18 protein-coding genes and 3 pseudogenes are annotated in these 16,807 nt (G+C 59.3%); 5 read left to right on the top strand and 16 right to left on the bottom strand.

The annotated features are described in order from the left end of the window. From FRZ40_RS44810 to FRZ40_RS17165, 12 genes and pseudogenes are all read right to left on the bottom strand, one after another. Positions 1-222: pseudogene (locus tag FRZ40_RS44810) on the bottom strand (type IV secretion system protein VirB10); the annotation flags it as partial. Positions 223-469: 247 nt separating this feature from the next. Continuing rightward, positions 470-1,072, bottom strand: coding sequence for a TrbG/VirB9 family P-type conjugative transfer protein (locus FRZ40_RS17215; protein ID WP_193567013.1), 603 nt, complete (start codon positions 1,070-1,072; stop codon positions 470-472). Between the two features lie 173 nt (positions 1,073-1,245). Beyond that, positions 1,246-1,814 (bottom strand): annotated as a pseudogene (locus FRZ40_RS17210) (VirB8 family type IV secretion system protein). A gap of 156 nt (positions 1,815-1,970) precedes the next feature. Further along, the gene (locus FRZ40_RS17205) at positions 1,971-2,162 is read right to left on the bottom strand and encodes a hypothetical protein (protein WP_147234864.1); all 192 of its coding nucleotides are present in this window, start codon (positions 2,160-2,162) and stop codon (positions 1,971-1,973) included. 43 nt (positions 2,163-2,205) lie between these two features. Continuing rightward, positions 2,206-3,369 carry a TrbL/VirB6 family protein gene (locus FRZ40_RS17200; protein WP_240057213.1) on the bottom strand — a complete coding sequence of 388 codons (1,164 nt, stop codon included), beginning with the start codon at positions 3,367-3,369 and terminating at the stop codon, positions 2,206-2,208. Positions 3,370-3,379: 10 nt separating this feature from the next. Beyond that, entirely contained in the window at positions 3,380-3,643 is a 264-nt protein-coding gene (locus FRZ40_RS45755; protein WP_147234862.1) for an EexN family lipoprotein, read from the bottom strand. Between the two features lie 11 nt (positions 3,644-3,654). After that, entirely contained in the window at positions 3,655-4,362 is a 708-nt protein-coding gene (locus FRZ40_RS17190; protein WP_147234861.1) for a TrbJ/VirB5 family protein, read from the bottom strand. A gap of 10 nt (positions 4,363-4,372) precedes the next feature. Further along, complete coding sequence (locus FRZ40_RS17185) at positions 4,373-6,979, bottom strand: VirB4 family type IV secretion/conjugal transfer ATPase (RefSeq protein ID WP_240057205.1); 2,607 nt, start codon at positions 6,977-6,979, stop codon at positions 4,373-4,375. A 61-nt stretch (positions 6,980-7,040) separates the two neighbouring features. Then, positions 7,041-7,373: a VirB3 family type IV secretion system protein gene (locus tag FRZ40_RS17180; RefSeq protein WP_147234859.1), complete on the bottom strand. Its 333-nt coding sequence runs from the start codon at positions 7,371-7,373 to the stop codon at positions 7,041-7,043. Then, entirely contained in the window at positions 7,373-7,651 is a 279-nt protein-coding gene (locus tag FRZ40_RS17175; RefSeq protein WP_147234858.1) for a TrbC/VirB2 family protein, read from the bottom strand. Before FRZ40_RS17175 ends, FRZ40_RS17180 begins: the two co-directional genes overlap by 1 nt. 7 nt (positions 7,652-7,658) lie before the next feature. Next, on the bottom strand, positions 7,659-7,964 hold the full coding sequence (gene korA / locus FRZ40_RS17170; protein ID WP_147234857.1) for a KorA family transcriptional regulator: 306 nt from the start codon (positions 7,962-7,964) through the stop codon (positions 7,659-7,661). Beyond that, the gene (locus FRZ40_RS17165; protein WP_147234856.1) at positions 7,961-8,671 is read right to left on the bottom strand and encodes a lytic transglycosylase domain-containing protein; all 711 of its coding nucleotides are present in this window, start codon (positions 8,669-8,671) and stop codon (positions 7,961-7,963) included. The genes korA and FRZ40_RS17165 overlap by 4 nt, the downstream gene beginning before the upstream one ends. Before the next feature lie 179 nt (positions 8,672-8,850). Between FRZ40_RS17165 and FRZ40_RS17160 the strand changes: the two genes are divergently transcribed. The 3 genes from FRZ40_RS17160 to FRZ40_RS17150 are packed head-to-tail and all read left to right on the top strand — an operon-like array spanning position 8,851 to position 9,847. Beyond that, a complete protein-coding gene (locus FRZ40_RS17160; protein ID WP_205019791.1) occupies positions 8,851-9,168 on the top strand; it encodes an H-NS histone family protein in 318 nt (105 codons plus the stop codon). A 4-nt stretch (positions 9,169-9,172) separates the two neighbouring features. Next, on the top strand, positions 9,173-9,538 hold the full coding sequence (locus tag FRZ40_RS17155) for a hypothetical protein (RefSeq protein ID WP_147234921.1): 366 nt from the start codon (positions 9,173-9,175) through the stop codon (positions 9,536-9,538). Positions 9,539-9,544: 6 nt separating this feature from the next. Then, complete coding sequence (locus tag FRZ40_RS17150; protein ID WP_147234920.1) at positions 9,545-9,847, top strand: TrbM/KikA/MpfK family conjugal transfer protein; 303 nt, start codon at positions 9,545-9,547, stop codon at positions 9,845-9,847. 175 nt (positions 9,848-10,022) lie between these two features. Here FRZ40_RS17150 and FRZ40_RS17145 read toward each other — a convergent pair whose 3' ends face one another. Further along, a complete protein-coding gene (locus FRZ40_RS17145; protein WP_147234919.1) occupies positions 10,023-10,472 on the bottom strand; it encodes a hypothetical protein in 450 nt (149 codons plus the stop codon). Positions 10,473-10,823: 351 nt separating this feature from the next. Between FRZ40_RS17145 and FRZ40_RS17140 the strand changes: the two genes are divergently transcribed. Beyond that, positions 10,824-11,381, top strand: a complete 558-nt coding sequence (locus FRZ40_RS17140; protein ID WP_147234918.1) for a hypothetical protein — start codon at positions 10,824-10,826, stop codon at positions 11,379-11,381. 752 nt (positions 11,382-12,133) lie between these two features. Here the strand turns inward: FRZ40_RS17140 and FRZ40_RS17135 are convergent. From FRZ40_RS17135 to FRZ40_RS17125, 3 genes and pseudogenes are all read right to left on the bottom strand, one after another. Beyond that, a pseudogene (locus FRZ40_RS17135) lies at positions 12,134-12,552 on the bottom strand (RES family NAD+ phosphorylase). Between the two features lie 446 nt (positions 12,553-12,998). Continuing rightward, positions 12,999-13,325 carry a stability/partitioning determinant gene (locus FRZ40_RS17130; RefSeq protein ID WP_147234916.1) on the bottom strand — a complete coding sequence of 109 codons (327 nt, stop codon included), beginning with the start codon at positions 13,323-13,325 and terminating at the stop codon, positions 12,999-13,001. Continuing rightward, positions 13,322-14,005, bottom strand: a complete 684-nt coding sequence (locus FRZ40_RS17125; RefSeq protein WP_147234915.1) for a ParA family protein — start codon at positions 14,003-14,005, stop codon at positions 13,322-13,324. Before FRZ40_RS17125 ends, FRZ40_RS17130 begins: the two co-directional genes overlap by 4 nt. Before the next feature lie 1,339 nt (positions 14,006-15,344). Here FRZ40_RS17125 and FRZ40_RS17120 point away from each other — a divergent pair. Beyond that, entirely contained in the window at positions 15,345-16,571 is a 1,227-nt protein-coding gene (locus FRZ40_RS17120; protein WP_147234914.1) for a replication initiation protein, read from the top strand. Positions 16,572-16,807: the final 236 nt, after the last annotated feature.

Below are 16,807 nucleotides of genomic sequence, written 5' to 3'. Positions count from 1 at the left end.
GCGGCGCAGGTTAGCCAGTTCCTCCGGTGAGGCCTGCTGCTGGCCTTGTGCAGCGACCTCCGTGCTGATCGCAGGGGCACGGGCTGCCTCCGGGGAACTGCTCGGTAGGGCATTCTCCGGCGTCTCGGTGAAGTGACGTTGAGGTAGCGCGCCGGCGAACGTCTGGTCGCGCTTCGAGCTGGCCGGGTCCGCGTCGGGAGCTTCGGATGCAACGCGTGCCACGCGAGAAAACCGATCAGCGCGAGAGCCACCACGACCATCAGCAGAAGAAAGGCAGCAAGGCCCGGAACAGACCGCCTGGGACCAGCCACGAACGGCTGCCGGCCGTCCGGTACGGATTCGGCGTGTCGTGACGGTCGGTCATCGGTTATCTCCATTGTCCTGTTGAGCACCCGCCGAACGTTGGGCGAAACCGTACCGCTCGGGTTTGCGCCGAGCGCGGGATTGAAGTTCCGGTTGAGGACACCGATTACCTTGCCCGCCCGACCGGACTCGCCACTCCCTGGCAACCAGTTCGGCGACGATGATGTTGGGTTCGTCCCTTCGATATGGACGTTAGGTACGGTTTCCTTGCCGCTGGCGCTGATATAGGTGATGGTCGGCAACTCGGCGTTCGGGAGGAACTTGAAAGACGTGAAGCGATAGTTGTCCCACACGTTGACGGGGTGATATCGTTCATCGCCGGATCGTAAGACCGTTCATAGCTCATGTTCACCAGCCCCTGATCGGAAGCCGTCGCGAGTGCATCCTTCACGCGCTGCGCGTTCGTCTTCGCGAGCGCCGCGCGGCGGTCGTCGTCCGGATAGTTGTAGTTCAACGCGATCGTTGCCGAACGCATTGCCCACGGCGTTCTGATGAAGCTCCCGGCCGTGTTGCCGGCACTGCCATCGTCGGCCTTTTTCGAGCCAATGAAGTGCAGCAGCAGGTGATACACGCGGCGATCGGTAACCAGCACCAGGTTCGTGTCGCTGTTCGCCTGCGTGGGCTGCACGAAAATGTGATTGCCGTTCTGTGAGAGCGCCCACGCTGCCTGGTCACCAAAGGCGTGTAACGTACCGCTCGCCAGGTGCAACCGTAATCGTCAGCGCGAGGCCAATCACGCAATTGACTTCAACGGTATCGATCGGGTTGTAGGTGATCGACTTGATGCGATGATCGTACGGAGAATCTTTCTTCGGGCCCATGCGTGCTGCACGCCCGTGAACGCGAGCGCGGCAAGCAAGGGAATCATTGCAAGGCGCATGCTCAATTCTCCGTAGCCTCGGCGTTCGGCCGGAAGGCCAGCACCTGCAACCCAAACGGGTTGATGAAGCGCTGCTTCGCGGTCATGGGCCTGGTTGCGTACCTGTACGCAACCGTCGCGATCCAGTATTTCGACGGCTCATCGCTCGGACGGGCACGATACTTTCTGGTTGTGGAGTAACGCACCGTCGCGATGCCGTGGTCGCGATCGAGAATGCCGACGAAACGTTGACCCGGGTCATTTCGGTATCGCCAAGCTTCTTGTCGGGCGCGTCCGCGCCGTTCCAGAGTTTCTGGTACCTGTCCGCAACCTCGCCGGTTGCCGTTAGGCCGATGAAGTCGTAGTCGGCCTGCGCCGAGTAGAACTCATAGCCTTCGTGGTGGATGACAAACTGGGCAATCCAGTAGCTATCAACAACCTCGCCGTAAGACGTGGTTTCGTCTGGCATCAGTGACACCTGCTGGACTGCGCCCGTCTTCGGGTCCATGACCAGCATGTGTTCCGGAATCGGGCTGGCTGTAACGCCAGATGACGAAGCCTGCCAGGCGAGCGAGAGGAACCCGAAGCCGATGGCCGAAGCGCTGACTTGCCACGCCCGCTTGCGCGATGTCAGGACTTATCAAGCAGATCGACTTCGAGGCCTTGACGCTCTTCCTTGTACTTCTCAATGTCGTTTGCGGTGATCGGCGTCACGCCCGACTTCCCCGGTTTCCAGGAGCCAGATTCATCATCGTGCGGTTCCTCCTGCATTTTTCGACATGAGCGACTGCGGCGTGATACGGCCCTGCAGCTCTTCGGGAATGGTCTTGTTGACGGGAACAAGCCTGGTCATGTCGGGCTCGGGCGGGGGCGTAACGTGGGCGCATCCGGCAAATGAGGTCAACACCATCAGACCGGCAGCGATATGGCGAGTGTTCATCGACTCCTCCCTGAGACGGGTTTTAGGAGCGGTTCTGCGAGCCTTAGGAGCCTCGGCGTAACCGCTGCTGGCACTGCCGGAGCTGGTAGGTGAACTGCCGGCGAGCTGCTGCTGCCGGAACCTGAGGACGAACTACCGCTGGAGCCCGACCCGCCGAAGCTACCGACTGATCCCTGGGAGCCTCGTGCATATGAATACCCGTCACTGGCGCCGCTGGAACTGCCGGACGATCGGCCGGCGGAACCTGACGAACCGGACCCGCTGCCGCTTCCGGTACCGCCACCGCTGCCCGAACCGCTGTTGCCGCCGCTACCCTTGCCTCCGCCATTGCCGGTCGGAGAGGGACGCGGCTGGGGAAGGTGCTGGCGAGTTTCGTACTGACGCCGTTGGTCCATCGCGCGGCTAGATCAGGCAGGGACTTCAGGAGAACAACGGCCATAACGGTGATGATGCCGGCGGTGATGATTGCCATCAGTGCGCCTGAGTTCGGATTGGGGTTCGCCGCCGCTGAAATAGCGTTGTCGAAGAAGTGCATGAAAATTCCAAAGCTCATCGCCGTCATGGCAATGAGGAAAATGTAGTTAAGGACTGAGCCAAGCCAGTTCCCGAAGAAACTAACAAGCGGCGGGACTATCAAGAGCAGGATGAAAAATGGCCCAAAACATACGGTGATCGCCAGCAGGAATTTGGCGAGCAGGATCGAAATAGCCCCAATTCCGCAAATCAGCAGTGTGGAAATGATTACAACAATGCCGAGTATCAGCGCGACCAACCCTCGTTCTGACGTAATGCCTGCTTGATCGAACAACGTTCTCATGACCGTAAGACTGTGGTCCATCGCCGAATCGATCATGCCGGCTATGGCGCTCGTGCTGCCGCTGGCGGTAGAGCCATTCAACAGCAGCACCGACCCTAGCTCGTCTGGCAGGTGCATGGCAGTGCTCGCCAGAGTCGTTACGTACAGCCCGCCGGCACCGGCGATGGCTACGATGGCAAAATACTTGACGAACTTCTCTACGAGCTGCGACAGCGGCTCGCCGCTAGGTCGCAAGAGCGTAGCGAGGCCGTCGATGGTGAGCTGAATCGTGAGGCCAAGCGCCGCAATCGGCGCGGCCCATCCAATAATTCGACTCACATTCTCAGCAACGATTTGCGTCGTTACCGCGTCCATGTAGTTGAATATTTGGGTTACGCCATCGTAGGCCATCGCGTTTCCTCTACTTGTTGGTCAAGTTGGGCACATTGTTCGCGTCGCCGCCCTTCTTGTAATAGTCTTTGCCGTTGATATAGATATCGGACTCGGCATTGGATGCGTTCATGCACTCGGGAGTCACCGCTTTCGCGGCGTCGTCCTTGCATTGAGCTACCATCGTTTTCCGTTCCGCGTCGTGGTCTCGATACCAACTCCGCGTGTGGCTTTCCTCCTTGTTGTTGCAAGCGACGAGAACGAGAGCTACGAGAATGAGCAAACACTTCTTCATGGTGGTTATCCTTAATTGCCGGTGAGATCCGGTGCGGTGTTGGTTTCGCTGTCGTCGCCGAGCAGGTATCGTTTCTGGGCGATTGCCTGTTGCTGACGCAACAGTTGCTCTTGCGCCTGCTGCCCCATCGCCATCAGCTGAAGCTTGGCTTGCTCGCCGTGGATTGCGCCCTGTGCGGTCTGGATGCGTGCCTGCAAGTCCTCGATCTGCTTTTGCGTCGTGGCCTGTCCGATCTGCTGCGTGAGCGTTTGCATGTCGTTCAGTTCGCGCATCTGGTTGTCATAGGCCTGTTCGGTCATCGCCCGGTCATAGGCCCCCTTTGCATGGAGCTGCTGGTCGATGAATTTGAGCGCATCGCCGCGACCCATGCCGCGGATCTGATTGTCGAACTGAGAGAGGATGGACGAGGCGGAACCGGAGACGCTGGAGGTACTGTTCATCGCGTCGGAATAGACCTGACTCCAGTTCTGCGGCAGGTTCCCGCGAAGGCTCGAAATACTCATTGGCAACATGCTGCTGTAGCCTCCGACCGACCCGGTAATCGCTTCGTACTGCTGTCGCGCCTGATCGAGCTGTGCCTTTAATTGCGCGATCTGCTGCATCGCCTGAGTCACAACGGTGAGGTCGCAGGTCGGACAGGCGGTGATGATCTGCGCGTGTGCGCCGGTGCACGAGGCAGCCAGCGCGAGCGCAATTGCGGTGTGTTTCAAGAGGTTCACGACGTCTCTCCTAGTAACGGCCCGGCTTCTTACCAACGACAGCGGCGTAGTAACGAGGCAGCCACACGTCCGGATCGTCGGTGCCAAGCTCGCGAATGAGCCTTTCAAGCCGATCCGCGTTGTCCGGCGTGCCGGACAGGATGCTGAGTTCTTCATCCATGCCATCGAGCTTCATCACGGCGAGCCCTGCCTGACCGCTCTGCTTGATAAGGAATTGCCGGCTGTGCTCCGGAATGGACTTGACCGCATCGTATTCAGCTGGCGCGAGCTTCAGGCCCGCGGAGCCGATGTAATCCTCCGGGTCCGCGTCACGGTTTTCAAGCAGCATCAACGTCACCATCTGCTGGATCACGGTCTTGCCGATGCTGCTCGAAATGGCGTCATTCGGTTCCTGCGTCGAGAACACGTAGATACAGTCTTTCTTCCGGTCGTTCTTGATGCCCCGCTTGATCTCGCGAACCATGATCGGGTCATCCAGATACTGTGCAAACTCATCGAAGACCTGGATGAATCGACGCTTGCCGTCGATGGTCGATCGCACGCGGAAGTTCAGATACATCAGCATCGGCGTGCGGGTGATTGGCGCTACTTCGTCCTTACCGACGAGGAATTCCGTCAGGTCGAACGCGTTGATATCGCGCGTGCTGAAGTCCAGCGTGTCCGCGTCGTTGTCGAACAGCCAGCCGTAATCGCCGTTGCGTGTCCACGGCCTGAGCATGGCCGCCAGTGTCATCCGTTCACCTGGGCCGCGATAGGGATCGGGCAAGTGCTCCACCACGGCGGTGATGGACCGGTCGGCAAGCGGAATCAGCGTCTGTTCACCCGGGTGAGCCTCCGGATCATCGACAGGCGCCCCCATGACGGCATCGATGGCCGCCGACAGGTCGTCTACCTCGTGCTGCTCAAGTGGCTCGCCGTTCAGGGTGGTTTCGGCAAGCACACGCAACAGGCGCTTCACGAACGCGATGTAGATGCGCGTGGGGTCGAGCTGGAGAGGTTGCCATCCGGTCGGCACGCCGTCCCTAAGCACGGTGTAACGCCCCCTGAGTGCCTTGACGAGCGGATACATGCCACGGTCGCGGTCATAGATCGCCATGCGGGGACCAAGCGAAAGCTCTGTCGCCAGCGTTAACAGAACATTCAGGAGCGTCGTCTTGCCCGAACCGATGCGCCCGAAGATACCCGTCACGGCAGGCGGCCGCTTGCCGAACGAACGCTCCTTCCTGGGCGTCGAGTGGAAACTGAAAAAAACAGGTGTGCCAGTGACAGCGCGAAACAGTGCAATCGCCCTGCCCCAGGGGTTGTCCGTGGCCTTGCCGGAAAGGAAGTTGTGAAACGACGAGAAGCAGAAAAAATTCCAGCTATTGACGGGTACCGGGCGCGGCACGAACGCCGAATTGCCAGGCAGGCGGGTGTAATACGCGGCTTCCGATGCCATGCCAACCGCGCCCGCTACGACACCGCACTGGCTCAGCATGACCTTGGCCTGGCGTGCGAGTGTCTGTGCCTTTTCGGCCGTCTCCCCGACCACGTGCAGGATTCCATAGTGAAAGCCCATCACGAACCGCCCGGAAACGAGGTCATCGCGCGCATCCGTAATCTGGCTGATCTGCGAATGGCTCGGATCGCCCGTTTCGATCAGAGACAGTTGCTGGTTGCGCAGAAAGATGCGGCCGGCCGCTTTTGACATGCAGAAAAACACCTGTGTGAGAACGAATTCGAACGGGGCTTCCATCAGCAGGTTAAGCTGGCCCGGCTCGGTCTCTTCCTCGTACTCGCGGATTTCGACGGCGGCTGTGAACAGATTGCGGTCGATGGTACGGATCTGGATCACGTCGCCAAACAGCGAACTGACGGGGCGGTTCGTCATCAGGTAATCCCGGATGCGGCCCCGGCACACCGGCACCGGCGACCATTCGCCGTTCGCGAGGAACCCAAGCCATTCCAGCGCGCGAGAGAACACATGGCGCTGCGCCGGTGGTGCCGGGTGAGGTGTCGCGCCGTCATCGGCGGCTGGCAGGTTTGCGAGAAGGTCGCCTTCGATATCGTCGTCCAGCTCATCGGCCGCATCGGTGGCGTCGTCCTGTTCTTCGATGAGAATGCCTTCCTTGTCGCGGTAGTAGAGGCCGAGCGGTTCAATGCCATACGAACGCATCGCGCCGGCAAGCTGCGTGGTGATATCTTCGAGCGCCGCGATTGCCTGCTTTTGCCGCTCGTGCAGCTGCTCGCGCGAGGGCCGGTCGAAGCGGGCGAGGAATTTTTGTGTCAGGTCACCGACCGGGTTGTAGACGACCGTCAGATACAGGTCATTCGTCATCAGCGGCGTCTGTTCGAAGCGCTTCTGAAGTTTCGCGTCCAGTTCGCGTGCAAAGCGCGTCCTGAAGTTCCCGGCCGGATAGCTGTCGGTTTCGTGATGATGCAGATGCGTCCAGAACTTCACGTGTTCGTTACCGATCTGCTTCGCCACGTGGTTCAGGTCCAGCACCCATGACCTGAGCGTTTCATCATGGGCGCTCTGGTGCGTACGACCCGGGACGCGGAAGACGATCAGATATTCGGCGCTAATCGTGCTGATGATGGTGTCGGTGAGGTGCTGCGAATAGGGTATGTTCTTCACGAAGGAAGGCTCCTTCGCGAAAGTCTTGGTCTTGCTGATATTCCGGATAGCGACGGCCATGCTATTCCTCGCCTCGAATGTCGTTAATCGACGGTGCGGCGTAATCGACCGGCGAATAACTGGACCCGCCCCACAGCCGCGTGAAGGCGGATTCGTACATGTTGCGGACCTTCGTTTTCAGCCACAGACCGATGATGCGGAACATGCGGTCGTCGTATTTCGTGATGCTCCATTCGATGAGCCACATGCCGCTGAACACGAGCAGCGCCCAGAGGTGGATCACCATGAACAGGGACGCCGAAAACATGAAGGTCAGGACGAACACGTTGCGAGGGATCAGCAGCCATGTCGCGACGCGCGTCGCCCCCTTGAAGAGTGGAAATTTCCTGGCCATCAGACGAGGCCGAAGAAACCCACGATCGCCGATGCGGAGCCGATGATGATCAGGCCCAGAACCGGGTTGACTATCTGATGGAACTTGATCAGGTGGAAGAAGATGCCGGCGCCGATCGCGACGATGCCCAGAATGCACGCGGCGGGAATCCAGAGCATCACCCATGAGTGCATCGAGTTCAGTGACGACGCTCCGGTGTCAACAGCCAAGGCCTGACTCGCTGCGACCAATGCAAGGGTGCCAGCGGCGAGTTGTGCAACTTGCATGTGCTTTTTCATCTCTGGTTCACTCCACGGCTAAGGTCTCGGATTCCCATTCGAAATCGGACAAGGACAACCGGCACTCCTTGACGCCTACCTTTGTGTCGATCCAGTCGACCAGGGCGCGCAGGTCGGACCATGTCCTGGGCTCGATGTCCTTCTTCACCCGGATCGCGCACGTGTACGCCTGGCCGGCGTCGTTCTCGATGTCGAGAAGCGGTATCCACTCGCGTTTTTCGATCCGGTGGATCGCGACACACACAACCCGCCAGTCACGCAGGATGCTTTCGAGCTGGCTTTGCATCGCGAGATAAACGACTTTCTGTTTCATTGGTCTCTTTCCTTCGTTGAGGTCCGGCGTAGGTACGCGCCAATTTCGGGGTGGGCGAATGCGCCCGCTTCGATCTGACCTGCCGCACCGGACTCGCCGAGCTGCGTACGCACGTTGGACGGGGGCGGGTTCTGCTGCTGGGAGAGTTGCGCCGCGGATGGCACATGTCCGGCGGCGGCGGCGGCGTTGCTTGCGCTCGAATTGCTCGAGACGTTCGGGTCGATTGGACCATCGAGCAAGGCCGGGATTTTCAGCTTGACCTGTGCGACGACACGCTTCACGTAGCCGTTTGCAAAGCCCTTCTGCTGGTTGCCTGTGTTGTAGCAGGACAGCGCCCGCTGCAAGGCCGCCTGCCCCGCCCCTACCTGCTGGACAGCGCGCGAGTAGCAGTCGCCGAGAACCTGTGCGCCCGCACGCAGATTCGTGCAGGCGTCAAGCACTTGTGCACCGGTGACACCAAGCCTGCGAAAATTGGCCGAGTTGATCTGTGCATAGCCAACGTCATAATTCCAACCGCGCGCATCGAGCCTGGCGATCGCATCGCGGGCCTCCTGCTCGGTGGTGGGCTGACGTTCCAGGCTGTGCCCGCCATTTACGTTGATAGCGAACGGGTTGTTATGCGACTCGGCGCTGACGAGGTACGCGACCGTAAGGGGGTGCACGTCCGGCGCGCACGTGCGGGCCAACGTCAATATCTGCGGAGACAAGGTTGGCTGCGCCCTCCCCGCAAGGGGAAGCGTCAAGATTGGCACGAGAGTGAGTGCGGCGTACTTATTCACACATCCTCTTACGCATAAAACGGACAGAGTATATTATGGGATCGTGATCAGTGACAGGCAAGGACAAAAATGCAAACCGGCGTCTTGTCAACAGGCAGGATGGAACCGTGATCGAGTTCGTACCTTTTCCATCGAAGACGGCCCCAGGAGGCGAAGCGCGTTATCGCGATCCAGCGAACCCCCTTAACACCTGGTCGGGTTGGGGCCAACGCCCTGCGTGGCTCGTCGCGTATCTCGACCGTGACCGGAAGCTCGAAGAATTCGCCATCCCGAACGCGACACCGATCACGAGACCGACCTATCGTGATCCAGCGAACCCGCGCAATACGTGGTCCGGTTTTGGTCGGCGGCCAAGCTGGCTCATGGCGTATCTGGACGCCGGCCGGTCGCTGGAGGAATTTGAAGTGAAAAACGAAAGGATCTGAGGACATGGGACAGGTCATTCCAATTGAAACGGGTAAGCGTGTACGCCGCATGCGACGATTCGCAGTGGTGCGCGAACGCGTCGCCCCGGTTTGCACCGGCGCGGTCCGTTTAATTGGTCGCCTGTTGCTTGATACCGCGTGGTTGTTTATCGCGGGAGGTCTTCGTTTTTTCGGCCGCTATATTCGTTTCGCATTGACGTGTGCTGTCCTGGTTGCACTCGTCGCGCTCGGCGTCGAGTACTTCCATCACTGGCCCCACCCCCGGAATGCGGTCATCGCGACGTGCGCGGCGATTGCACTGTTAGGCCTGCGTGAAGCACTGTATCGGCTCGAACGCCTTGCGTCTGACCATCCCCCTCTGTGGAGATAGCGCACCATGAAGAAAGCCCTCTCATCCGTTCTCGCGCTTCTGCTTGGTCTGTCCGCCACGACCGTTGCATCGGCATCGTCCTGTGAAAGCCTCATCTGCATGGCCGGCAAAGTCCAGGGCCAGTCAGGCGGCGATGACTGCAACCAGGCTATCAAGGATTTCTTTTCGATCAAGCGCTACCATCACGGTCACCTTGACCTTGGCCCGACAAGCGATGCACGCCGGCAGTTTCTTGATCAATGCCCGGGCTCGCAGCAGAACGCAAGCAGCGTGGACGAGATCATCAGTCAGTTCGGCACGGTTGAATGACCACTGTACGTTTACACACATGTGCATGCCTTGCACCTACCTGCATTGACAGCTAACTGCATTGTCAGCTTGTATTTCTCAGTAATCCCTGGTAAATCGAAGCCGACAAAAAAGGGAGAGAAGTTGACCTTCTCTCCCTTTTTTGCCTTGCTGCGGCGGCTATAGAGCCTGCTCCCTAGAACCCGACTTCCTCGTCGCTGACAGTCTCATTCGAGCGCTGCGGTAACACATCCAGCGCGATGCGGACTGAATTATCTGCATTGCGCGTGCGCCGGCCAAAGACGGTCAGACGCGGTGCAGCTTCCCATTCCTTATCCGAGTGCTCGTTCTTCACGTCGGGGCTCATCGGCAGGACAACCAGGTAACCAGTGTAATCTGGTGACTTGGTGCCCTTCTTCTCGTTGCGAAAAAGTCGCCCTGAATAATGGACTTGCCCCTTCGCGCCGATCGAGAGATCGAGATACCGCGTATCCGTTCCGTTTTTTGCGTCCTTCAGGAAGGCCGACAACGGAACGGACACTCCTTCGAGCTTGATCGACCCGGTAAATGTCGGGCCATTCTCGCGGGCGTGGTCCTCGTCCACGGGAAACAGCACAGCGGTGGTACGGGTAGCTTCGGTCAGCATGATGAACCTCCTTCAAGGTTATGAAAAAGAGGCCATCCGGGAGCGTCGAGAGACGGTCCACGGATAGCGCGGATCGTCTTTCGACAGGGCAAAGGTAGGACAAAAGGCGGAAATACTCAAGCCTGTTCGGAATTGACCATCAGGCGATTCCGATACTCGACGATCTCGTACGGGGCCACCAGGCGAAGAACGTATTAAATTTTCGACGTTGCGTTGCGACAGTAATACCCGTTAATTCGCCGCGTGGGCGCCGCTTCGTCGACGCCAAGGACGAGTGCGCACCGCGCGCAACCGGTTGTCCGGTCCCCTGCTGCCTCCGTGTACGTACGGACCCGGCAGACGGGGCCGGGCGTGCCGGCACTGGGCACCAATCAGGAGAAATCGACCGTGCGACCCCAGCCGACCCCGTTCCTGCAACGCGATGACGTCGCGTCGTTCACTGCGACGCTCCTGATGATGCAGGCCATGGCCGTCGGCACCTGCGTGAAGTTCCGGCGCTATGGCGGCCCCGAACAGCTCGTGCATCTCGACCAGCCGCAGACGGACCGACTGATCGAAGGGCTGGAGTCGTACTACCGGCACGGCCGTCATACCAACTTTACGTATCACCTGCACTACCATCCCGAAGAAGCGCAGGCCCTGCCGGCATCGCACCCATACCACACGATCGTGAACATGCAGCCGAAGTTCAGAGACGGCGAGGCAGGGCGGATCACCCGCCGGACCGACGTGCTTCACAGTTCGCTGTCCGATAAAGGCGAGTTTCTCGTCTATGACGTCGACCTTGCCAGTGGTGAGCGGGCAGAATTCCGGCTGCACGAGTGCGTGGCCCACAACATGCTCAGCTTCATGATGAACATGATGATCAATGGCGCCCGCCTGACGGGCGAGGTTCAGGGGCGCGCCTGAGCGCGACAATCTGAAAATATCACTCGCAGAGCCAATCTCCATCGGGGAGGGTTGGAATTGAAATGACGGAATTTTCTGCGGTTCCAGCGTACAACCGCTACCGGTCCTGAAGCGCCCGCCGCGCGGGCTCGCCCAAAGAGATAGGGTGGCTTCAAACGCAGTCGGCATCAGCGCGTATGCCGTCAGCAGTCTCGTGCACCGCCAAGGGCGGATAAATCGGTTCATCCCCTCGTCATCATTAACTCCCGGCACCTGTTTGGTACCAAACAGCTATCCGATAGCCATCTGGAAACACGCCCTACTTCGAGCTCATCGTTGTGGACGAAGGGCACCATGAGCGCCCGCGCGAGCACCTCCCCAAAGGGCACTTGCAGGTCAAGCGTCGTTGTTTCCGCGCCGGCCCCGCACATTCGACACGGCCTTTTCGAGGTTTGTGACGTCTTTGGGATCGAGATGCGAAAGGGGCCGGTTGAAGGCAATTAGCGCCTTGAATGTTGCTGCCGATGCACAGTTGCCGACGTGGCCGTGACCCGGGTCGGTGAGCTCGCAAATGCCGCCAATTTTAGAACGAGGTCGACCGCGGGCCGATTCACGTGAATCTTGGCTTCTGGATCAAAACGGGAGTCGGCGACAACAGGCAGGGTCAGCTGTTGCGGTTGATTGGCCATGTTAAACGAGCCTTTGCTTGCAGATCGACGCGACACCAAAGGTAAGTCCGACGAGGTGAGTCTTTTCAGGGAACGACGGTGAGCTTATTCAGGGGACGCGTTGCGTCCGCCAGCTAACAGCCGTGCGTCCCACATCACTGCCTGCGGCGTGGAGACGACCAGCCGCGCCGCGTCCGGATGCGCCGGATTGACCACGGCATTGCATTCCGCTCGCGCCACCACTGACGGCACCACCAGCACCGCCGACCGCGCCTCCTCGATCCACTGGTCGCCAAAACGGCGTGCGGCCTGCACATCCGGCGCATCCCAACCAACGGGCAGATCCTCGACGTTGACGCGTTCGATCGACACGTCCTCCGGCACCCGCGCTTCGACCCATACGTGGTGCTTTGGCACCTTGCCGATCCGCGCATGCACCAGCACCTCGAGCATCGCCCCCGCGAAGTTCAGGGCGCCGTAGATGACCGCGCGGCCCGGACTGCTGAACCGCCCCCGACCAGCATCGCGCCCGTGCCTTTGCGCGCGTCGTAACAGTTAAATCATCTAATGGTGCAGAGCTACAAACAGGCGGCTCAGGCCGCAGAATGACGAGCAGGGGCCGCTTGTGCGGCCCCCGCCGTAGTCTGTACAGGATCTCGTGGTCCACTCGCGCCCGCCCGTGGACGGCTGCGCTGCCCACACCACCAGGGTGTGGACAGTCCCGGCCTCCGCCGGGATACCACACCCGCCCACCGGCTCCACACGATCACGCCCTACGGGCCTGACGCGCCGCTGCGCGGCTTGCCCAAATGAGATAGGAGTGGCTTCAGATGCGGTCGGCATCAGCGCGTATGCCGTCGGCAGTCTTGTGCACCGCCAGGGGGATAAATCAGTTCATCCCTTCGTCACTATTAGCTACACGGCACCTGTTTGGTATCAAACAGCTATCCGATAGCCATCTGGAAGCGCCCTATTTCGAGTCCATCTCTCGACGAAGGGCCATGAGCGCCCGCGCAAGCACCTCACCAAAGGGCACTTGCAGTTCATCGGCCAGCGCCTCAAGCTCGGCACGCGTTTCAGCCGTCCCTTTGATCGGAATCTGGACATTGCGCCCCGTCGTGTAGCGCCGTTGTTTCCGCGCTGGCGCCGCAGGCTTGGCGCGAACTGGCTGACGGCTCGGAAATCCTGTCTCCTGCGCCAGTTGCTCGATCGCTTCGAGCTGCGGTTTAGGCTTCCGAGCGGCCGGCTTGACCGAGAAGTCGTCCAGGTTCGCCAGTGGATTCACGCGCTCGCTCATGCCGCCGCCCCTTCCTGCTGGCTCGCGCGCAGCATGCCGATCACTTCCGCGGCGTACTCCTCGGCATTCGATACGGCCTTTTCGAGGTTCGAGACGTCTTTCGGATCGAGATGCGAAAGCGGCCGGTTGAAGGCAAATAGCGCCTTGAACGCCTCGCGCTCGTGCAGTTCTGTGTTGAACATCGCGATGCCGGCCTCACGAAACGTGTTCATCAGATGGGTAGCCGTCCGTGTCCGGATTGTCGGGTTCGTCCTGGTGATCAGCACGCCATACGGCACCGAGCGCCGCGACATCTTTTCCTGCTGCTTGACGACGCGCAGCGCGCGCGATGCCTGCGCAGCGTCAAGCTGCGAGCCCTGCGTCGGAACGATGACGAGGTCCGCCTGGCTGACAGCCAACAGGACGATTTTCGCGGCTGTCCCCTCGAGGTCGACGAGAACGAACGGCGTGCGCGCCGCTGCCTCCTCGATCACGTCGATCATGTTCTCTTCGTCGGCGTTCGAGATAACTGAGAGGTTGGCCGGCGTATTGGGACCCGCCGCCCAGGTTTGAATTGGATGGTTCGGATCCGCGTCGATGACGGTCACTGGAGCAGATCGCGCAATCTGTTCGGCAAGCACAAGCGCAGAGGTGGTTTTTCCGGCGCCACCTTTTGGACTGACGAAGACGATGGTCGGCATTGTTCTTCCTGTTCAATGATCATTCGGTATCCATCAGATACCAGATAGCTATCTGGAAACTGACAGGTATCTCACAGGTACCGGACAGCCATCGGCTAGCCACTTGATACCTGATACCTATCTGGTATCCGTCAGGTATCGGAATTGAACCGTGGAATAGTGGAGGGGCGCAAGCGGAATCGGGAGCGTTTCGTCATAAAACAACGAGAGCGCGAAAAGCACGAAGGTTCCGGGGGGATTCTGCCGTTCGTTCACCCCATCTGGGGTCGTAATCCTCGTCGTGCACAGGAGAGAAGGCTATCTTTACCCCGAACGGGGCAACAATCTTTCTGGAACGCCGAACGCCTCTGAGGCATCATCACCACGCTAGCCACTTGATACCCGATACCTATCTGGTATCTGTCAGATATCGATCGGCAAGTGTAGTGGTGCACCCGCGCCCTTCGGGCCTGACGCGCCGCTGTGCGGCTTGCCCAGATGACAATGAAGCCTCAAGGCGGCTCGGCGCGCTGAAAATTACGGCCCAAGTTAGCGAAGCCATCGGGGGAGGGCGGGAGATTCCTTACCGAGCGGCTAGAAACGGCATCAGCGGCCGGGAAACCCGCTTAAAGCGGCATTCCGACACAAGCCGATGCGCTCGCCGTGATCAACCGCGCCGACGAACGCCAGGTCGACCGACGTCGCTAGCCGCAGAATTTTCCACTATGAATCAGTGTGCTGCCAGAGTTTCCGCCCCTACATATGCCTGAGCCGCCACAAGGTATGCGCGATTTGCCCCAACTTATGCGTGACGGAGTGGGGCGAGCATGCTCTAATCCGACGAATTCACGAGGCTCGACAATGTCATCCCGCGCGCTAAGAGACCGTACCGAAAGCCCCGAAAGAAACACGCACTGCTGCCGGTTTTGAGTGGCCGTAATGCATCTAAAAAAACACCACCAACGGGGGTTGGTGTTTTTTTAAAAACACCAAACCTTTAAAACCTTTAGGTTTCGCGGGGCCTTATGCGGCAAGGGTTTGCTGGCGATCAGGTAACCATCCTGGGGAGATAAAGTAACCATCTTGGGGATGGCTGAGGCGCCTACAGGTAACGATCTTGGGGATGAAGTAACCATCTTGGGGATGGTCTGCTTCAAACGCATAAAATGGCAGGTAAGCATATGATTTATAAAGGATTGGGATCTTCCATGGCAATGCTTCAGGTAACCATCTTGGGGATGCCTGCATCATTAAAGTAACCATCTTGGGGATGAAGTCATGCGTGTTAGGTTACTTTCATTCTATTGATGAGGTTACTTTTGTCTCCTACAATGCTCGCCATTGAAGGAGATCCGAGCCCATGCCAGGCATTGTCCGCAAAGGCGGCGCCACGCCGCAGGAACTGCGCAAGAACGTTTCCGCGATCCATGTCAGCGGCGAGCTATCCCTGCTTGAGCGCAAGCTCGTGAATGTTCTGTTGCTGAATGCCTTCGACAAGCTGCTCACCGAGCGGAAGCACACAATTCCGGTCGGCATTCTTAGCAAGATGCTTGGGCGCGACGACAGCAACAACGTCGAGAACCTCAAGCGCGCGCTCACCAACATCATGAAAACGGTCATCACGTTTGACCTGCTGAGCGACAGCAAGAAAGCGGCATGGGTTGCGGCACCGCCTTTGTCATTTGCCGGTATCTCCGAGGGCGTGTGTACCTACGAATACAGCGAATGGCTATCCGAACGCCTCGCGAACCCGGATATCTACGCAATCATCAACGTCAACGTACAGCGGCAATTCACTGGTGCGTACGCGCTCGCGCTGTACGAAAACTGCGTCCGGTTCCGGCGCGTTGGTTCGACCGGATGGCTGTCCGTAGCGCTATGGCGTCGGCTGCTCGGCGCGGACGCGGACCTATACAACGAGTTCAAGTGGTTCTCCGCAAAGGTCATCAAGCCCGCCGTTAGCGAGGTCAACCAAGTTTCCAACATCCTGATCACGCCAGAGTATCGGCGCGATGGGCGGTATGTGAAGGACATCCGGTTTCTCGTCGCCGACAACCCCCAGCGGTCAGTTCTCGATGCCGCCGATGACACTGACGCTATCCGCGAATCTGAGTCGTTCAAACGACTCGTGAATCTCGGCATCGGCGAACGGCTCGCAATCACATGGATTCAGCAGGAACCCGAGCGGGCTCTACAGGTTGCGATCTACACGGAGGAGCGGGCGCGCCGGAATCAGATTACCGGTAGCACTGGCGGCTACGCACGAACCATCTTTGAGAACGGCACGAGCCTCGAAGTCGGCCCGATCGAGCGGACGCGTGAGGAGCTGAAGGCAGCGGCCATGGATAACGCGAAGGCGCAGCAAGAAATGGAAAAGGTAGCGGAGGCACGCGCCAGTGCGACGACCGCCGCCATCAAGGCGCTTACCATCGTGCAGAAACGGCAACTGGCCGCCGAGTTCATCGCGAACAACGCGGCGGTGAAGTCCTACAGGCCGGAGACGGCCACGTTTAAGGACGTGGTCGAGCGCACAGCCTTTACTTCGTGGCTTCGCGCTACCATCGCCGCCCAATTGGCGGCGCAATGATAGCGATCATCGAATCGTACTTGACGAAGGCGCCGACGCTCGCCTTCTGAGCCTGCCTCAACAGCGCTGTGTTATCCACACGCCACGTCTAAAGATCCGCGCAGCCATTGATAATCGGCTTGCGGCATGACGTTTTCAGTCCAGGTTATGCACCGAAAAAGTGGATGAGCCTGTGGATAACCGCCGGCGAATCCCGCGTAAGTCCATGATCATTCGGGCAATTGCTATGCCGCAAC

Source organism: Paraburkholderia azotifigens (genome assembly GCF_007995085.1).
GTDB lineage: Bacteria > Pseudomonadota > Gammaproteobacteria > Burkholderiales > Burkholderiaceae > Paraburkholderia > Paraburkholderia azotifigens.
The sequence above is the reverse complement of the archived record's forward strand: the minus strand, read 5'-3'. Positions and strand labels throughout refer to the sequence as shown.